Genomic DNA, 18,553 nt, shown 5'->3' with positions numbered 1-18,553 from the left:
TCGGTAATTAAACAGCACAAAAAAACCTGTCCGGCGCTAGTCCGGACAGGTTTTAGATTTTGTTGCGTGTTAGTTACTGGTGATATTGCGCCGACAAATCATGCACAGCGCGCAGGAAGGCACCTGCGTGCTCCGGATCGACTTCCGGGGTAATGCCGTGACCGAGGTTGAACACATGACCACTGCCTTTGCCATAGCTGGCAAGAATGCGGCCTACCTCAGTGCGAATTGCTTCCGGCTTGGCGTAGAGCACGGTCGGGTCCATGTTGCCTTGCAGGGCTACCTTGCTACCGACGCGGTCACGGGCGCTGCCGATGTCGCAGGTCCAGTCCAGGCCCAATGCATCAGCGCCAGCGTCAGCGATGCTTTCCAGCCACAGGCCGCCGCTCTTGGTGAACAGAATCACCGGCACCTTGCGACCTTCGTGCTCGCGAATCAGGCCGCTGACGATCTTGCGCATGTAGGCCAGGGAGAATTCCTGGTACGCCGCCGCCGAGAGGGCGCCGCCCCAACTGTCGAAGATCTGCACCGCTTGCGCCCCGGCCATGATCTGGCCGTTGAGGTAGCTGGTGACCGTCTGCGCGAGTTTGTCCAGCAACAGGTGCAAGGCTTGCGGGTTGTCGTAGAGCATGGTTTTGGTCTTGCGGTAGTCTTTCGACGAGCCGCCTTCGACCATGTAGGTGGCCAGGGTCCATGGGCTGCCGGCAAAGCCGATCAGCGGCACGCGACCGTTCAGTTCGCGGCGGATGGTGCTGACCGCGTCCATGACGTAGCCGAGGTCTTTGTGCGGATCAGGGATCGGCAGGGCTTCGATGTCGGCCATTGTGCTGACGACTTTCTTGAAGCGCGGACCTTCACCGGTTTCGAAGTACAGGCCTTGGCCCATGGCATCGGGGATGGTAAGGATGTCGGAGAAGAGGATCGCCGCGTCCAGTTGTGGATAGCGGTCGAGCGGCTGCATGGTGACTTCGCAAGCGAACTCCGGGTTCATGCACAGGCTCATGAAGTCGCCGGCCTTGGCACGGCTGGCGCGGTATTCAGGCAGGTAGCGACCGGCCTGACGCATCATCCACACAGGAGTGACGTCTACGGGTTGCTTGAGCAGGGCGCGCAGGAAACGGTCGTTCTTCAGGGCAGTCATGTCGGCATCCGGAAAAAAAGTGCGGGCATTTTCTCAGAGCCGGGCGCAAAAGGCACGGTTGCAGGTCAGCCTTTTGTCTATCGGGTCAATTTGTCGCGGGGGAATGCGATGTTTGGCAACACCCTGAAACCAATGTGGGAGCGGGCTTGCTCGCGAAGGCGGAGTGTCAGGCAACATCACTGCTGACTGACACTCCGTCTTCGCGAGCAAGCCCGCTCCCACATTTTGATACCATTTCAGGTCTGGATCGGGGGATCAGACGCCCAGGTAATCCAGGATCCCTTCGGCGGCATTGCGGCCTTCGAAGATCGCCGTCACCACCAGGTCAGAACCGCGCACCATGTCGCCACCGGCGAAGATTTTCGGATTGCTGGTCTGGTGCTTGTACTGACCTTGTTCCGGAGCCACAACGCGGCCCTGGCTGTCGGTCTGGATTTCGAACTGCTCAAACCACGGCGCCGGACTTGGACGGAAACCGAAAGCGATGACCACGGCGTCGGCCGGGATGATCTCTTCGGAGCCCGGGATCGGCTCAGGGCTGCGACGACCACGGGCGTCCGGTTCGCCGAGACGGGTCTCGACCACTTTCACGCCTTCGACCTTGTCTTCACCAACGATGGCGATTGGCTGGCGGTTGTAGAGGAATTTCACGCCTTCTTCCTTGGCGTTCTTCACCTCTTTGCGCGAGCCGGGCATGTTCGCTTCGTCACGACGATAAGCACAGGTCACCGACTTGGCGCCCTGGCGGATCGAAGTACGGTTGCAGTCCATCGCCGTGTCGCCGCCGCCCAGGACCACGACCTTCTTGCCTTTCATGTCGACGAAATCTTCCGGCGACTTTTCGAAGCCCAGGTTGCGGTTGACGTTGGCGATCAGGAAGTCCAGCGCGTCGTACACGCCCGGCAGATCCTCACCGGCAAAACCGCCCTTCATGTAGGTGTAGGTGCCCATGCCCATGAACACGGCATCGTATTCTTCGAGCAGTTGCTCCATGGTCACGTCTTTGCCGACTTCGGTATTGAGACGGAACTCGATGCCCATGCCGGTGAAGACTTCGCGGCGATTGCTCAGCACGGTCTTTTCCAGCTTGAACTCGGGGATACCGAAGGTCAGCAGACCGCCGATTTCCGGGTTCTTGTCGAACACCACCGGAGTCACGCCACCGCGCACCAGCACGTCGGCACAGCCAAGGCCCGCCGGGCCCGCGCCGATAATCGCGACACGCTTGCCGGTCGGCTTGACCTTGGACATGTCCGGGCGCCAGCCCATGGCGAACGCGGTGTCGGTGATGTACTTCTCCACCGAACCGATGGTTACCGCGCCGAAGCCGTCGTTGAGGGTGCAGGCACCCTCGCACAGGCGGTCCTGCGGGCACACCCGGCCACACACTTCCGGCAGGGTGTTGGTCTGGTGCGACAGCTCCGCGGCCTGGAGGATGTTGCCCTCGGCCACCAGTTTCAGCCAGTTGGGAATGAAGTTGTGCACCGGGCACTTCCATTCGCAATACGGGTTACCGCAACCCAGGCAGCGGTGGGCCTGGTCGGCCGACTGCTGGGGTTTGAAGGGTTCGTAGATTTCCACGAACTCTTTCTTGCGTTGACGCAACAGTTTCTTCTTCGGATCCTTGCGCCCGACCTCGATGAACTGGAAGTCATTATTCAGACGTTCAGCCATTTTAAAACCTCATCAAACTCTTCAGGCGCATATCACTGCGGGTTGGCACGGGTGCTGGAAAGCAACGATTTCAGGTTGGCAGCCTTAGGCTTGACCAGCCAGAAACGGCGCAAGTAGTCATCGAGGTTTTCGGCGAGTTCACGACCCCACTCGCTGTCGGTTTCCGTGACGTACTCGTTCAGCACGTTTTGCAGGTGGCTGCGATAGGCTTCCATAGCCTCGCCGCTGATCCGCTGGATTTCCACCAGTTCGTGGTTTACCCGGTCAACGAAGGTGTTGTCCTGGTCGAGCACGTAGGCGAAACCGCCGGTCATGCCTGAGCCGAAGTTGTAACCGGTCTTGCCCAGGACGCAGACGAAACCACCGGTCATGTACTCGCAGCAGTGATCGCCAGTGCCTTCCACGACGGTATGGGCACCGGAGTTACGCACGGCGAAACGCTCGCCTGCGGTACCGGCGGCGAACAGCTTGCCACCGGTAGCGCCGTACAGGCAGGTGTTGCCGATGATGGCACTGTCCTGGGTCTTGTAGATGCTGCCTTTCGGCGGAACGATGACCAGCTTGCCGCCAGTCATGCCCTTGCCGACGTAGTCGTTGGCGTCGCCTTCCAGGTACATGTTCAGGCCGCCGGCATTCCACACACCGAAGCTCTGCCCGGCAGTGCCCTTGAAGCGGAAGGTGATTGGCGCGCTGGCCATCCCTTGGTTGCCGTGCTTGCGGGCGATATCACCGGAGATCCGCGCGCCGATGGAACGGTCGCAGTTGCAGATATCCAGGGCGAATTCGGCGCCGCTCTTGTCGTTGATTGCCGAGGTGGCCATGTCGACCATTTTCTCGGCCAGCAGGCCTTTGTCGAACGGCGGGTTGCGTTCCACGCCGCAGAACTGTGGCTTGTCCGCCGGCACGTGATCGCTGCCCAGCAACGGGGTCAGGTCCAGGTGATGTTGCTTGGCGGTCTGGCCTTCGAGGACTTCCAGCAGATCGGTACGGCCGATCAGCTCTTCGAGGGAACGAACGCCCAGCTTGGCCAGCCACTCACGGGTTTCTTCGGCGACGTAGGTGAAGAAGTTCACCACCATGTCGACGGTGCCGATGTAGTGATCCTTGCGCAGCTTCTCGTTCTGAGTCGCGACGCCGGTGGCACAGTTGTTCAGGTGGCAGATGCGCAGGTATTTGCAGCCCAGGGCGATCATTGGCGCGGTGCCGAAGCCGAAGCTTTCAGCGCCGAGGATGGCTGCCTTGATCACGTCGAGGCCGGTTTTCAAGCCGCCGTCGGTCTGTACCCGGACTTTGCCGCGCAGGTCGTTGCCGCGCAGGGTCTGGTGGGTTTCGGCCAGGCCGAGTTCCCACGGCGCGCCCGCGTATTTGATCGAGGTCAGCGGCGATGCGCCGGTGCCGCCGTCGTAGCCGGAGATGGTGATCAGGTCCGCATAGGCCTTGGCCACACCGGCGGCGATGGTGCCGACGCCAGCTTCTGCTACCAGCTTCACCGAGACCAGCGCCTTCGGGTTGACTTGTTTGAGGTCGAAAATCAGCTGAGACAAGTCTTCGATCGAGTAGATGTCGTGGTGCGGCGGAGGCGAAATCAGGGTCACGCCCGGCACTGCGTAACGCAGCTTGGCGATCAGACCGTTGACCTTGCCGCCCGGCAGTTGACCACCCTCGCCCGGCTTGGCGCCCTGGGCAACCTTGATCTGCAGCACTTCAGCGTTGACCAGGTATTCCGGAGTAACACCGAAACGGCCAGTCGCCACTTGCTTGATTTTCGAGCTCTTGATGGTGCCGTAGCGCGCCGGGTCTTCGCCGCCTTCGCCGGAGTTGGAACGCGCACCGAGGCGGTTCATGGCTTCGGCCAGGGCTTCGTGAGCTTCCGGCGACAAGGCGCCCAGGGAGATACCGGCGGAGTCGAAGCGCTTGAGCACCGATTCCAGCGGTTCGATCTCGCTGATGTCCAATGGAGTGTCGAGGGTTTTGACTTTCAGCAGGTCGCGGATCATCGACACCGGGCGGTTATCCACCAGCGACGTGTATTCCTTGAACTTGCTGTAGTCGCCCTGCTGCACAGCGGCTTGCAGAGTGTTGACCACGTCCGGGTTGTACGCGTGATATTCGCCACCGTGGACGAACTTCAGCAGGCCGCCTTGCTGGATCGGCTTGCGCGGGCTCCAGGCTTCGGTAGCGAGGGCTTTCTGCTCGGCTTCGATGTCGACGAAACGCGCACCCTTGATGCGGCTTGGCACGCCACGGAAGCTCAGGTTGCAGACTTCCTCGGACAGGCCGATGGCTTCGAACAACTGCGCACCGCGGTACGAAGTAATGGTCGAGATGCCCATCTTCGAAAGGATCTTGAGCAAGCCTTTGGTGATGCCTTTACGGTAGTTCTTGAACACCTCGTAGAGGTCGCCCAGCACTTCACCGGTACGGATCAGATCGCCCAGCACTTCGTAGGCCAGGAACGGATAAACGGCAGAGGCGCCGAAACCGATCAACACGGCGAAGTGATGCGGATCGCGAGCGGTCGCGGTTTCCACCAGGATGTTGGAGTCGCAACGCAGGCCTTTTTCGGTCAGGCGGTGGTGCACAGCACCGGTGGCCAGGGATGCGTGGATCGGCAACTTGCCCGGAGCAATGTGACGGTCACTCAGCACAACCTGGGTACGACCGGCGCGCACGGCTTCTTCAGCCTGATCAGCAACGTTGCGGATTGCCGCTTCGAGGCCGACGCTTTCGTCGTAGTTCAGATCGATGATCGCGCGCTCGAAGCCCGGACGATCGAGATTCATCAGCGAGCGCCACTTGGCCGGGGAAATGACCGGCGAGCTGAGGATCACGCGCGAAGCGTGTTCCGGCGACTCCTGGAAGATGTTGCGCTCGGCACCGAGGCAGATCTCCAGCGACATGACGATGGCTTCACGCAGCGGGTCGATCGGCGGGTTGGTGACCTGCGCGAACTGCTGGCGGAAATAGTCGTACGGCGTGCGCACGCGCTGGGACAGCACGGCCATCGGCGTATCGTCGCCCATCGAGCCCACGGCTTCGTAGCCCTGCTCGCCGAGTGGACGCAGCACCTGGTCGCGCTCTTCGAACGTGACCTGGTACATCTTCATGTATTGCTTGAGCTGATCGACGTCGTAGAACGCCGAACCGTGGTCGTTGTCTTCCATGGTTGCCTGGATGCGCAGGGCATTCTTGCGCAGCCATTGCTTGTACGGATGACGGGACTTCAAGCGGTTGTCGATCGCATCGGTGTCGAGGATCTGGCCGGTTTCTGTGTCCACGGCAAAGATCTGGCCCGGGCCGACACGCCCCTTGGCAATCACGTCTTCAGGCTGGTAGTTCCAGACACCGATTTCCGAGGCCAGGGTAATGAAGCCGTTCTTGGTGGTGACCCAACGCGCCGGACGCAGGCCGTTACGGTCGAGCAGGCACACCGCGTAGCGACCGTCGGTCATTACCACGCCGGCCGGACCGTCCCACGGTTCCATGTGCATCGAGTTGTACTCGTAGAACGCACGCAGATCCGGGTCCATGGTTTCGACGTTCTGCCACGCAGGCGGAATGATCATCCGCACGCCACGGAACAGGTCGATGCCGCCGGTGACCATCAGCTCGAGCATGTTGTCCATGCTCGAAGAGTCGGAACCTACGCGGTTGACCAGCGGGCCGAGCTCTTCCAGGTCCATCAAATCGTTGGTGAACTTGGTGCGACGGGCCACGGCCCAGTTGCGGTTACCGGTGATGGTGTTGATCTCGCCGTTGTGCGCAAGGAAGCGGAACGGTTGAGCCAGCGGCCATTTCGGCAGGGTGTTGGTGGAGAAGCGCTGGTGGAACACGCAAATCGAGGTTTGCAGGCGCTCATCGCTCAGGTCTGGATAGAAGGCGGTCAAATCCGCCGGCATCATCAGGCCTTTGTAAATGATGGTCTTGTGCGAAAAGCTGCAGACGTAGTGGTCGCTATCGGCGGCGTTGGCGACCGAGGAGCGACGACGGGAGGTGAACAGCTTGACGGCCATGTCCTGATCGCTCAGGCCTTCACCGCCGATGAACACCTGTTCGATCTGCGGCAGGCGCTCAAGGGCCAGGCGGCCGAGGACGCTGGTGTCGATCGGCACTTTGCGCCAACCGACGAGCTGCAGGCCGGCGGCCAGGATCTCGCGGTTCATGTTCTCGCGAGCGGCTTCGGCTTTGACCGGGTCCTGGTTGAAGAAGACCATGCCCACGGCATATTGCTTGGGCAGTTCGACGCCGAAGGTTTCCTGGGCGATCGCTCGCAGGAACACGTCCGGCTTTTGAATCAGCAGACCGCAACCGTCACCGGTCTTGCCGTCGGCATTAATCCCACCGCGGTGGGTCATGCAGGTCAGGGCCTCGATGGCCGTTTGCAAAAGGGTATGACTGGGCTCGCCCTGCATATGGGCTATCAGGCCGAAACCGCAGTTATCCTTGAATTCATCTGGTTGGTACAGACCTGCTTTCATAGACACTTTCTCACCAGGCTGCCTCTTTTCGAGGCAAATTTCTTTTCAATTCAACCACTTACCATCCGCGCCGAACGTACGCCAGCTTTGCGGGGGCAAAAGGGAGGTCATTGTACACACCGACACTTGGCCTCACAAATTTGGCGACGAAATGTCGCAAATTCATGTCGCATTTGTGAAAGGTTTAAAGCGATCCGCTGTGCTAGTCAAAACTTTTTTAATTTTGACCGCTACGACTCAAAGACTACTGTGACGCAGACACCACAAGGCACGCAGCCTGAATGGTTGCGCGCACTTGTAGAAATTTTGAGGTGCTTGGAGAGGCGGCCTGGGTAAGGCCGCCGAATCTTCAGCGAGTTGTTGCCAGTTCCTGTTGGACGCTGGCGACAGTGCGAGGCCAAGGTTTACCAGCCTGAACCTTCGCTGGCAAGGCCTTGATGGCGGAAACGGCCGCATCACGATTGGCAAAACTGCCATAGGTGATCACGTAGAGCGGCTTGCCATTGAGGACTTTCTTGAAATAACGGTACTCGCCGCCCTGCTCCTTGACGAAGCTCTGGGCGGCCGATTCGGAGCTGGTACCGAGGATCTGCACCACGTAATTGCCCGGAGCCTGACCGGCGTACCAGGTGCCACCCGCAGCCTTGGCCGCAGGAGCCGGTTTCTCGGCAGGCTTGGCAGCTGCTGCGGCGACGGCTGGCTTGGCCGGGGCTGGAGCTGGCTTGGCGGCAGGAACCGGCGCCGGTTTGGCGGTAGCTACCTGAGCAGGTGCTGGCGTCGGTTTGGCAGCAGGTGTTGGCGCCGGGCCAGCCGGCACGCCCGAAGGCGGCGCAGTGGTGGTTACAGTCGGCGGTGTTTCGCTGGAGCCTTCGAGCGGCACGCCGTCGTCGCCCTCGGTGATGCCACCGGCCGCTTCGGCCAATGGACCGCGCATGACCGGTTGCGAGTTGCCGACCAATGGCAATGGCATTGGCTGGGTGTTGCCGGCGAATTCAACGGCGGGAGCACCACCATTGGCCTGCGATTGCCCCTCCCCCAATGGCAGTTGCGCTTGCTCATTGGCCGGAGCCCCCGTGGTCGGTGCCTTGTTGCGACCTGGAATCAACCAGGCGGCAGCTACCGCGACCACGACGACGGCGGAAATCGCCAATACGTGTTTCTTCGGCATATTGAACCCCATTCTTGGACGCTTGACCGCTGAGCGGCTGGCAATCATGGCTTCGATCATTGCATCACGGGCGACCTGATTGATGTTGCCAGGCCAGCCTTCGGAGCTTTCGTGAATATCAGAGATCTGATCCGCGGTAAAAAGTTCGATACCCCGGCCGGCGCCTTCAAGCCGCTGGTCCAGGTATTCGCGTGTTTCTTCTTCGCTGTAAGGTTGCAATTCGATGACGTGGAAGCGCTCTTCCTCAAGGTGCAAAGCATCAAGCTGAGCGATCAGCGATGATTCACCGAACAGGAATACGTGCGGGCGACCTTCCGGTGCACCGGCAGCCAGGGCCATCAACGCCTCAAGCGCGGACTCGTCGAGTTGCTCAGCATCGTCCACCAGCAGATAGACTTCCTGCCCGGTGAGGGCGAGTTGCACCACTTGGGCCAGAATCGCGCCCACATCGGTCTGAGCGACGTCCAGCGCCTGGGCCACCTGACGCAGTACACCCGCCGCATCGCCGGCACCCCGGGCGGATACCACCACGCTTTGCACCGACTGTTTGTTGGTGCTGGCCACCAGGGCCTGACGCAACAAGGTCTTGCCGCTACCTTGGGGGCCGGTGACCACCAGCAGCAGCTGGCTATAGCGCGCCAGGTGATGTAACTGCCCCAACACCGGTTTGCGCTGGGCCGGGAAAAATTTGAAGCCAGGCACCCGTGGAGCAAAAGGGTCATGACTCAACTGGTAATGGCCGAGGAAAGCCTCGTCGGCATGCAAACTAGTCATTGTGTTCTTATTAACCTTTCAGCTGAGCCAGAGCGCGGTAATCCGCCCCCAGCGTGGCCTGTAGAACCTCTTTCGGATAATCGTCGGTCACCACCGCTTCGCCCATGTGGCGCAGCAGCACCAGGCGCAAACGACCGTCGATCACTTTTTTATCTATTGCCATGTGCTCGAGAAAATCGGCTTCAGTCATCTCTTCTGGCGGAACGACCGGCAGGCCGGCTCGCTGGAACAGGCGAATACCGCGATCGCGCTCCTGTTCGGAGATCCAGCCGAGGCGCGCGGACATTTCCAGCGCCATTACAGTGCCGGTAGCCACCGCTTCCCCATGGAGCCACACACCATACCCCATGTGGGTTTCAATCGCGTGGCCGAAGGTATGCCCCAGGTTCAACGTGGCACGAACACCGGTCTCTTTCTCGTCGGCGCCGACCACGGCAGCCTTGGCCGCACAGGAACGCTCGATGGCGTAGGTCAGCGCCTGTTGATCCAGATTGCGCAGCCGATCGACGTTTTCTTCAAGCCAGGTCAGGAACGGCTCATCACAGATCAGCCCATACTTGATGACTTCGGCTAGCCCGGCGGACAGTTCGCGGGCCGGAAGGGTATTGAGGCTGGCGGTATCGATCAGCACCACGTTCGGCTGATAGAAGGCGCCGACCATGTTCTTGCCCAGCGGATGGTTGATCCCGGTCTTGCCGCCCACCGAAGAGTCGACCTGCGACAGCAGGGTGGTCGGCACCTGGATGAAATCGACACCGCGCTGATAGCAGGCGGCCGCAAAACCGGCCATATCGCCGATCACACCGCCACCCAGGGCGATCACCGTGGTGCGGCGGTCATGCCGGGCGGTCAACAGACCGTCGAAAATCAGTTGCAGGGTTTCCCAGGTCTTGAAGGCCTCGCCGTCGGGCAACACCACGGAAATCACCGAGAACTGCGCCAGGCTGCGAGTCAGACGCTCGAGATAGAGCGGCGCGACAGTCTCGTTGGAGATGATGGCTACTTGCCGACCGCGAATGTGCGGGGCCAGCAGCTCAGGCTGATCCAACAAACCTTCGCCAATATGAATCGGGTAGCTGCGCTCGCCTAGATCGACCTTGAGTGTCTGCATGTGTCCCCACAGTGAAGATGAATCAGGCGTCCTGCCTTGAGTTAACGAATATCCACGGCCTCTGCTGGTCTGACGCCGTTCCGGAGCCTTGCGCCACAGTCTTGAGCGACCATGGCAGGACGCCGAGGATAGCGCATTTCGTCCGGCGCTTTAACGGGGCGGCAGATGCTGCAAGCGTTCAAGGATGTCGAGCACGACCATTCGCGGCGGTCGCTCATCGGTTTCGACCACCAGGTCGGCAATTTCCCGATAGAGCGGATCGCGGATCGCCAACAGATCCCGAAGGGTCTTGGCCGGGTCGGCGGTACGTAACAGGGGCCGGTTGCGATCGCGAGAGGTGCGACCGACCTGCTGCTCAACAGACGCGTGCAGATAAACCACTCGCCCACCGGCATGCAGCGCCCGGCGATTGGCTTCGCGCATCACCGCGCCACCGCCCGTCGCCAGCACCACGCCATCGTAGTCGCACAGCTCGGCAATCATTGCCTGCTCGCGGTCCCGAAAGCCCGGTTCGCCTTCTTTATCGAAGATCCATGGGATATTGGCGCCCGTGCGCAATTCAATTTCCTTATCGGAATCTTTGAACGGCAGGCGCAGCTCTTTGGCCAGCAACCGGCCGATGGTGCTTTTGCCAGCGCCCATCGGTCCAACAAGAATCAAATTTCGCACAGAATCAATGACTCACAGCAATCGCCTGATTATTCATGATACGCGGAGTGAGGAATACCAACAGCTCGGATTTTTTCTCCGAAACCACATCACGCCGGAAAAGGCGGCCAAGATACGGCACATCGCCAAGAAATGGCACCTTATCTACGACCTTGCTTTGAGTATTTGAGAAAACGCCGCCAATTACGATGGTCTCGCCATCCGTGACCAGCACCTTGGCGTTCACTTCGTTTTTCTTGATCGGCGGTACATCCTGCACCTTGTTCAGGTAGTCCGGTTCGTCCTTGGTGACTTTGACCTCCATGATGATCCGATTGTCAGGAGTGATCTGCGGGGTCACTTCCAGAGACAGCGATGCCTCCTTGAACGACACCGAGGTAGCGCCACTGGAACTGGCTTCCTGATAGGGAATTTCGGTGCCCTTGAGGATTTTGGCGGTCTCCTTGTCGGACGTGACCACCTTGGGCTGCGAGACGATTTCCCCGTTGCCGGTCTTCTCCATGGCCGACAACTCCAGATCCAGCAAGACATTGTCGGTGATGAAGGCAATGCCGATTCCCGATGTATTGTTTACAACCCCCATATCGACGAACGGTGAATTGGTGCTGGTGCTGCCTGGTGTTCCGAGGATCGATGAGGCATCGTCGCCGCCATTTTTTATTCCCGACGCGTTCCAGTTACCCCTGTTGCGGATCGAGCCACCCCAGCGCACGCCCAGGCTTTTGTCGTAGTCGACATTAGCCTCGACGATCCGCGCCTCGATCATGACCTGGCGCACCGGAATATCCAGTTGTGCCACGATCTGGCGCAACTCCTCGAGCCGATCCTGGGTCTGGTAGGCAATGATATTGTTGGTCCGCTCATCAACGGTGATCGAACCCCGCTCATCGGCTTTCACTTCGGCGCTGGTCACCGACTGGAACAACTTGGCGATATCGGCTGCCTTGGCGTAGTTGACTTGCAACAACTCGCGGCGCAGCGGCGCGAGATCTTCGATCTGCCTCTGCGATTCCAGTTCTTGCCGCTCGCGGGCGGCGATTTCATCGGCTGGTGCAACCAGCAGGACATTACCGACCTGGCGTTTATCCAGACCTTTGGTTTTCAGTACCAGATCCAGCGCCTGATCCCAGGGCACATTGTGCAAGCGCAAGGTTATACCGCCCTGGACGGTATCGCTGGCCACCAGATTCAGGTTGGTGAAATCTGCGATCAGTTGCAGTACTGAACGCACATCGATGTCCTGGAAGTTCAGCGAGAGCTTTTCCCCGCTGTAGGCATTGCGGTCGGCATTACGCTTGCGCAGGTTGTCGGCGGTCTTCGGACGGACGCTAACCGTGAGTTTGTTATCGGTCTGATAGGTCGAGTACTCGAACGGTCCACCAGGCTCAATACTGATGGTGGCCCGATCGCCGGTCGCGCTGGCGCTGACGAACTGCACCGGTGTAGCGAAGTCTTTCACGTCCAGGCGTACGCGCAATCGCTCGGGCAATCCAGTCCTGGCGAAGCCGAGGATGATCTTGCCCCCGCGCTCCTGGACCTCCGGCACGATCGACGGATCCGACAGGTCGATGAGCACATTGCCCTCACCTTGGGGGCCACGCTGGAAATCAACACCACCAATAGCCTTGCCTGCCGACAGACTGGCCCGGGGCGGGGCCGGCGTTACAGTGGCCACCTGCCCTGCCTGCGCCCCCTGCGCCCCCTGCGCAGCCGGTCCGACCACCACGAAGAGATCGTTGCCCTCTACCCGCGCGCTGTACGCTGCGCGCCGGGTCAGATTGATGATCAGCCGCGTGCGGTCTGCAGCCTCCACCACCGTAGCGCTGCGGGCATTGCCGTTACCCAGGTCGCGGGTCTTGCTGGTCAGCCGGTTGACGACACCGGGCAAGTCCAGGGCAATACGTGCCGGCGAGTCTGTGGTGTAACCCCGAGGCGTGGGAGGCGGCTGGTCGAACGACAATTTCAGCTCGACGCGATCTCCCGGCAGTGCGGCGACGTCCAGCGCCGTGAGGCTGGATGCGCAGACCATCGGCGACAACAACGCTATCCATAGCGAACGGCCGATGGCGGTGAAAATCCTGTTCATTTTTCGAGTTCCACTATGAGTGCTGTTTCAAAGGGAGAATCCGGGGGCGTTCCAGCCAGGCACCTTCACCGTCGGGGATAATTTCCACCACATCGACTTGCGAGCCGCTGATCGCGACTATTCGCCCGTCATTACGCCCCAGGTAATCGCCGACTTTCAGCCGATGCACGCCACCAGCCCCGCGCAACAGCGCAAAAGATCCGGTTGCATTGGAGATTGTGCCGACCATTTCAAACTGCTCGATATTGAAACCTTCGAGGTATTGCTTGTCCCGATAGGGGTCGGGACTAACAGCGCGCGAGCCGTGGTTACCAGCTGCCGAATCGAGTCTGACCTGCTGCGAAAACGGACTGCGCAGATTCGCCGCGCTGTAGGTGAATGTCGGGTAAGACCGGAATGTCGGCGTTGGTTCAATTTTGCCGGGGGCTCGCTGGCGCATTTCGCTCATGTACGCGTCAACGTCACTGAAGTCATTACCGGCGTCACAAGCGGCGAGCACAGCCGACAACACCGCGACCGATAAACAACGTGCAGGGCTCATTGATGCAGCCCCTGGTCGTTGTAGCGGTAAGTCCTGGCCAGGATATTCATGCGCAACTTCGGACCAGCATCCGGATTGACCGGCACCAGGTCGAAGTCATGCAGGGTCACGATCCGCGGCAAACCACTCACGCCACTGACGAACCTGGCCAGGTCGTGATAGGCGCCGGTGACGGTGATCTGGATTGGCAGTTCGATGTAGAACGGCTGGGAAATCTCCGGCAGCAGTTTGATCTCTTCAAACTCCAGGCCGCTGCCCAGACCGGTACGCGTGATGTCCTCCAGAAGGCCAGGCACTTCAGTGTCACTGGGTAGTTGCCCCAGCAGCACATTGAAAGAACTCTGCATTTCTTTCAGTTGCTGCGTGTAGAGCTCCATACTCGCTGCCACTTGGGTTTTGGCGGCGAATCGCTCCATTAGCAGGAACTCCTCCTCATGCTTGAGATTGAGTTGGCTCTCAAGTTCACGGGTAGAAAAATTGTAGCCCGCCGCTACCACCACAATCATGACCAGGACGGCCACCAGGAACTTGATGACTGGTGGCCAGGAACCCATGTTGCTGGTATCGAGGTCGTTGATGTCGATCCTGCGCAGTCCTTCGACCCATTCGGACGGACTCATTGCCCGTCCTCCGCTGCCGCAGGCTGAGTCTGGCGAACGCTCAGTTGAAAAACGTTAGCCTGCCCCATCTGACCGGCGGTGGTCGTTTTGACTTCGGTAAGGCTCGGCGCGCCGAACCAGTCCGAAGCCTCCAGATTGCGCATCAGGTCCGACACACGATTGTTCGATTGCGCCACGCCAGTGATGGACAGGTTGCGGCCAGTCATTTCCACTTCAGTGAAATACACGCCATCGGGCAAGGTGCGCGCCAACTGGTCGAATATCCGCCCGCTGATCTGTCGGTTAACTTGCAGGTCCTGGATGATGCGCATGCGCTCGAGCAGTTGCTGGCGGCGATCCCTGAGGTCATCGACCTGTTTGATGCGTTCCTCGACCACGGTAATCTGCCCACCGATGTAATCATTGCGCGCGACTTGTCGGTCAATGGCGGCGCTGACGACCTGGTTAGCGATCAAAACCGCCCCTGCCGAACCCACCAGCACGGCCAGAAGAATCAGCAGAAACTGTTTACGCCGGACTTCCCGCTGCTCGTCGCGCCAGGGTAAAAGATTGATCCGCGCCATTCAGTCGAAACTCCGCATGGCCAGCCCGCAGGCAATCAGAAGTGCCGGCATGTCACTCACCAGAGCCGCCTTGCTGACCTTGCCGGACAGGGACATGCCCAGAAACGGGTTTGCCACCTGCGTCGCAGTGCCCAATCGCTGTTCTATCAATTGATCCAGCCCCGGGACCGACGCCGTCCCGCCCGCCAACAGAATGTGGTCGACCGAGTTGTACTGACCGCAAGCGAAGAACTGCTGCAGCGAACGCGACACTTGCTGTACCAGCAGCTCACAGAACGGCTGCAACACCTCGCTGACGTAATCGTTCGGCAACCCGCCATTCTTCTTTGCCAGCCCCGCCTGCTCCATTGTCAGGCCATAACGGCGCTGGATGTCTTCCGTCAGCTGGCGGCCACCGAACAACTGCTCGCGTGTGTAGATAGTCCGCCCGCCGCGCAACACGCTCAGGGTGGTCATCGTCGCTCCAATGTCCATCACCGCTACCGTCACGGGCTCCCGGGCAGCCTCCAGCCGGCGGGAAAGCAACTCATATGAACGCTCCAGCGCATAAGCCTCAACGTCGACCACACGGGCGGTCAGACCGGCAAGCGCCAGCGCGGCTTCACGGACTTCGACGTTTTCCTTGCGGCAGGCGGCGAGCAGTACGTCGACGCGCCCGGGATTACGGGCCGAGAGACCCTGGACCTCAAAGTCGATCGCCACTTCATCCAGCGGATAGGGAATGTACTGATCTGCCTCGACCTTCAGTTGGCGGTCCATCTCGTCGTCACCAAGGCCGGCATCCATCTCGATGGTTTTGGTGATGACCGCCGAGCCCGCCACCGCCACTGCCGCCTTCTTGAGGCTGGTTCTGGCCTTGAGCAGCGCACGCGTAAGGGCCTGCGCCACCGCATCGACCTCGACAATGTTTTTCTCGATCACGGCACCGACAGGCAGTGACTCCACCGCGTAGGCTTCGACCCGGTAATGCCCCCCCTGGCGGCTGAGCTCCAGAAGCTTGACCGAGGTGGAGCTGATGTCGATTCCCAAAAGCGTATTGGTCTTTTTGTTGAAGAGTCCTGGCACTACAAATTCCCTATGACTTTCCGTGAGTTACGGACTGTGCAATATCCATTGCGTTCAAACCGCCCGTCTTGACACCAGTGCAAATGACGCTCTCGACGGAAAAATGCTTATAATGCCCAGCGTTTTTTTCCGCTTTTTGCTCGAGCGCGGGACGTTCTCCTTGTTTGCCCGAACCCTGCTGCCCAATTCATTCTTTGCCCTGGATATCCAAAAGCCTTGATTCGTCTGCTGAAGTTTTTCGGTTGGTCCATCGTCGCGGTTTTCTGCGGACTCCTCTTGGGTCTGAGCGGGGCGTTTCTCTACCTTAGCCCTGGTTTGCCATCGGTGGAGGCGCTGCGAAGCATCCAGTTGCAGATCCCTTTGCGGGTGTACAGCAGCGATAACAAGTTGATTGCAGAGTTTGGCGAAATGCGCCGAACCCCGATCCGTTTCGCCGACATTCCCCCCAATTTCATTAATGCGTTACTAAGTGCTGAAGACGACAATTTCGCCAACCACTACGGCGTAGACCCCAGCAGCCTGATGCGTGCCGCCACCCAACTGGTAAAAAGCGGACACATCCAGTCCGGCGGCAGCACCATCACCATGCAGGTGGCGAAGAACTTCTTCCTGACCAGCGAACGCAGCTTCTCGCGCAAAACCACTGAAATCCTTCTGGCCCTGCAGATCGAACGACAGCTGACCAAGGACGAAATCCTTGAGCTGTACGTCAACAAGATCTATCTGGGCAACCGTGCCTACGGTATCGAGGCAGCGGCGCAGGTCTATTACGGCAAGTCGATCCGCGACGTCAGCCTGGCGCAGATGGCGATGATTGCCGGCCTGCCCAAGGCGCCGTCGCGCTTCAACCCGCTGGCCAATCCGGCGCGCAGCAAGGAGCGTCGCGACTGGATCCTGGGGCGCATGTACAAGCTCGGAAAAATCAGCGAGGCCGACTACACCACCGCGATCAACGAGCCGCTGAACGCCAGCTATCACGTGCCGACCCCGGAAGTGAACGCGCCCTACATCGCCGAAATGGCGCGGGCCGAAATGGTCGGCCGGTACGGCAGCGACGCATATACCGAAGGTTTTCGCGTCACCACCACGGTACCGAGTGATCTGCAGGAGATGGCCAACACCGCGGTCCATGAAGGCTTGATGACCTATGACCAGCGCCACGGCTATCGAGGCCCCGAGTCACGCCTGCCGGGCAAGACCCGTGAAGCCTGGGCCACCGAACTGACCAAGCAACGCACCATCAGCAGCCTGGAACCGGCCATCGTCACTCAGGTCGACAAGAACGGCCTGCAAGTACTGACCCGTGGCGGTGAGGGACATGTCAGCTGGGACACCATGAAATGGGCCCGCCCGTTCCTTAACACCAACAGCATGGGCCCCAATCCGAAGCAGCCTGCGGATGTGGCCCAGGTCGGCGACCTGATTCGCGTGCAGCGCCAGGCGGACAACTCGCTGAAATTCAGCCAGATCCCGCAAGCCCAGGGCGCGCTGGTTTCCCTGGACCCGCAGAACGGCGCCATTCGCTCACTGGTCGGCGGCTTCGCCTTCGAGCAGAGCAACTACAACCGCGCAATGCAGGCCAAGCGCCAACCGGGTTCGAGCTTCAAGCCATTTGTGTACAGCGCTGCGCTGGATAGTGGATACACCGCCTCCAGCCTGGTGAACGATGCCCCGATCGTATTCGTCGACGAGTACCTGGACAAGGTCTGGCGTCCGAAGAACGACACCAACACCTTCCTCGGCCCGATCCGTCTGCGCGAAGCGTTGTACAAGTCGCGCAACCTGGTATCGATCCGCCTGTTGCAGGCGATGGGCGTTGGCAAAACCATCGACTACATCACTCGCTTTGGCTTCAACAAGCAGGACCTGCCGCCCAACCTGTCCCTGGCGCTGGGCACCGCGACCCTGACGCCAATGGAAATCGCCACCGGCTGGAGCACCTTCGCCAACGGCGGCTACAAGATCACCCCGTACATCATCGACAAGATCGAAAGCCGCAATGGCGACACGCTGTTCGTCGCCAACCCGCCAAGCGTGCCTCAGGGCGGCACCATCACCGACGGCATCGCCGTACCGGCCGCTGAAGCCTTCACCGTCAATGCGACCCCGGCCGAAACCCCGGGCACTACGCCAGCGCCACAAACACCGGCGGTGGCCGAACGTATCGTCGATGGGCGCACCACGTACATCCTCAACAGCATGCTCGAGGACGTGATCAAGCGCGGCACCGGTCGACGGGCATTGGCCTTGGGTCGCAGCGACCTCGCCGGCAAGACAGGTACCACCAACGAATCCAAGGACGCCTGGTTCTCCGGGTATAACGCCGATTACGTGACCACCGTCTGGACTGGCTTTGATCAGCCGGAGAGTCTGGGCCGCAAGGAATTCGGCGGTACAGTCGCGCTGCCGATCTGGATGAGCTACATGGGTGCGGCCCTCAAAGACAAGCCGCCACATACCCAGCCGGAACCGGAGGGCATTCTAAGCTTGCGCGTAGACCCGATCAGCGGTCGTGCGGCCACTCCAGGCACGCCAGGTGCTTACTTCGAGCTGTTCAAGGCCGAAGACACCCCGCCGTCAGCCGACGAACTGGGCAACGGCAATCTTCCTGGCAGCCCGCTGCCGGCTGACGAAGCGGCGCCGATCGACTTGTTCTGATCATG

At 60.1% G+C, this 18,553-nt stretch carries 12 protein-coding genes; 1 reads left to right on the top strand and 11 read right to left on the bottom strand.

All coding sequences use genetic code 11. From position 1 onward, the window contains the following. Positions 1-73: 73 nt before the first annotated feature. The 11 genes from hemE to ASE98_RS17705 form a co-directional block, all read right to left on the bottom strand. The gene (gene hemE, locus ASE98_RS17755; protein WP_060542629.1) at positions 74-1,141 is read right to left on the bottom strand and encodes a uroporphyrinogen decarboxylase; all 1,068 of its coding nucleotides are present in this window, start codon (positions 1,139-1,141) and stop codon (positions 74-76) included. Positions 1,142-1,396: 255 nt separating this feature from the next. Then, entirely contained in the window at positions 1,397-2,815 is a 1,419-nt protein-coding gene (locus tag ASE98_RS17750) for an FAD-dependent oxidoreductase (RefSeq protein ID WP_007975602.1), read from the bottom strand. Between the two features lie 32 nt (positions 2,816-2,847). Continuing rightward, the gene (gltB, locus tag ASE98_RS17745; protein WP_060542628.1) at positions 2,848-7,293 is read right to left on the bottom strand and encodes a glutamate synthase large subunit; all 4,446 of its coding nucleotides are present in this window, start codon (positions 7,291-7,293) and stop codon (positions 2,848-2,850) included. 349 nt (positions 7,294-7,642) lie between these two features. Continuing rightward, a complete protein-coding gene (locus ASE98_RS17740; protein ID WP_060542627.1) occupies positions 7,643-9,235 on the bottom strand; it encodes an AAA family ATPase in 1,593 nt (530 codons plus the stop codon). 10 nt (positions 9,236-9,245) lie between these two features. After that, positions 9,246-10,346 carry a 3-dehydroquinate synthase gene (gene aroB / locus ASE98_RS17735; protein ID WP_060542626.1) on the bottom strand — a complete coding sequence of 367 codons (1,101 nt, stop codon included), beginning with the start codon at positions 10,344-10,346 and terminating at the stop codon, positions 9,246-9,248. A gap of 150 nt (positions 10,347-10,496) precedes the next feature. Beyond that, positions 10,497-11,015 carry a shikimate kinase AroK gene (gene aroK / locus ASE98_RS17730; RefSeq protein ID WP_060542625.1) on the bottom strand — a complete coding sequence of 173 codons (519 nt, stop codon included), beginning with the start codon at positions 11,013-11,015 and terminating at the stop codon, positions 10,497-10,499. Positions 11,016-11,019: 4 nt separating this feature from the next. Next, positions 11,020-13,101, bottom strand: a complete 2,082-nt coding sequence (gene pilQ, locus ASE98_RS17725; RefSeq protein WP_060542624.1) for a type IV pilus secretin PilQ — start codon at positions 13,099-13,101, stop codon at positions 11,020-11,022. A gap of 13 nt (positions 13,102-13,114) precedes the next feature. Continuing rightward, the gene (locus ASE98_RS17720; protein WP_060542623.1) at positions 13,115-13,642 is read right to left on the bottom strand and encodes a pilus assembly protein PilP; all 528 of its coding nucleotides are present in this window, start codon (positions 13,640-13,642) and stop codon (positions 13,115-13,117) included. Then, entirely contained in the window at positions 13,639-14,262 is a 624-nt protein-coding gene (locus tag ASE98_RS17715; protein ID WP_060542622.1) for a type 4a pilus biogenesis protein PilO, read from the bottom strand. The genes ASE98_RS17720 and ASE98_RS17715 overlap by 4 nt, the downstream gene beginning before the upstream one ends. Then, the gene (locus ASE98_RS17710) at positions 14,259-14,825 is read right to left on the bottom strand and encodes a PilN domain-containing protein (RefSeq protein WP_060542621.1); all 567 of its coding nucleotides are present in this window, start codon (positions 14,823-14,825) and stop codon (positions 14,259-14,261) included. Before ASE98_RS17710 ends, ASE98_RS17715 begins: the two co-directional genes overlap by 4 nt. Continuing rightward, on the bottom strand, positions 14,826-15,890 hold the full coding sequence (locus ASE98_RS17705) for a pilus assembly protein PilM (RefSeq protein WP_060542620.1): 1,065 nt from the start codon (positions 15,888-15,890) through the stop codon (positions 14,826-14,828). Between the two features lie 219 nt (positions 15,891-16,109). On the opposite strand from ASE98_RS17705, the gene ASE98_RS17700 reads away from it, so the two are divergent. Beyond that, complete coding sequence (locus ASE98_RS17700) at positions 16,110-18,548, top strand: penicillin-binding protein 1A (RefSeq protein ID WP_442962710.1); 2,439 nt, start codon at positions 16,110-16,112, stop codon at positions 18,546-18,548. Positions 18,549-18,553: the final 5 nt, after the last annotated feature.

Source organism: Pseudomonas sp. Leaf48, from assembly GCF_001421885.1.
GTDB lineage: Bacteria > Pseudomonadota > Gammaproteobacteria > Pseudomonadales > Pseudomonadaceae > Aquipseudomonas.
This window is presented reverse-complemented; position numbering and strand designations above follow the sequence as displayed.

Excerpts from the sequence above, each read along its gene's own strand:
- ASE98_RS17740 (WP_060542627.1), bottom strand. The coding sequence starts at position 9,235 with ATGACTAGTTTGCATGCCGACGAGGCTTTCCTCGGCCATTACCAGTTG.
- aroB (WP_060542626.1), bottom strand. The coding sequence starts at position 10,346 with ATGCAGACACTCAAGGTCGATCTAGGCGAGCGCAGCTACCCGATTCAT.
- ASE98_RS17720 (WP_060542623.1), bottom strand. The coding sequence starts at position 13,642 with ATGAGCCCTGCACGTTGTTTATCGGTCGCGGTGTTGTCGGCTGTGCTC.
- hemE (WP_060542629.1), bottom strand. The coding sequence starts at position 1,141 with ATGACTGCCCTGAAGAACGACCGTTTCCTGCGCGCCCTGCTCAAGCAA.
- pilQ (WP_060542624.1), bottom strand. The coding sequence starts at position 13,101 with ATGAACAGGATTTTCACCGCCATCGGCCGTTCGCTATGGATAGCGTTG.
- ASE98_RS17750 (WP_007975602.1), bottom strand. The coding sequence starts at position 2,815 with ATGGCTGAACGTCTGAATAATGACTTCCAGTTCATCGAGGTCGGGCGC.
- ASE98_RS17715 (WP_060542622.1), bottom strand. The coding sequence starts at position 14,262 with ATGAGTCCGTCCGAATGGGTCGAAGGACTGCGCAGGATCGACATCAAC.
- gltB (WP_060542628.1), bottom strand. The coding sequence starts at position 7,293 with ATGAAAGCAGGTCTGTACCAACCAGATGAATTCAAGGATAACTGCGGT.
- ASE98_RS17710 (WP_060542621.1), bottom strand. The coding sequence starts at position 14,825 with ATGGCGCGGATCAATCTTTTACCCTGGCGCGACGAGCAGCGGGAAGTC.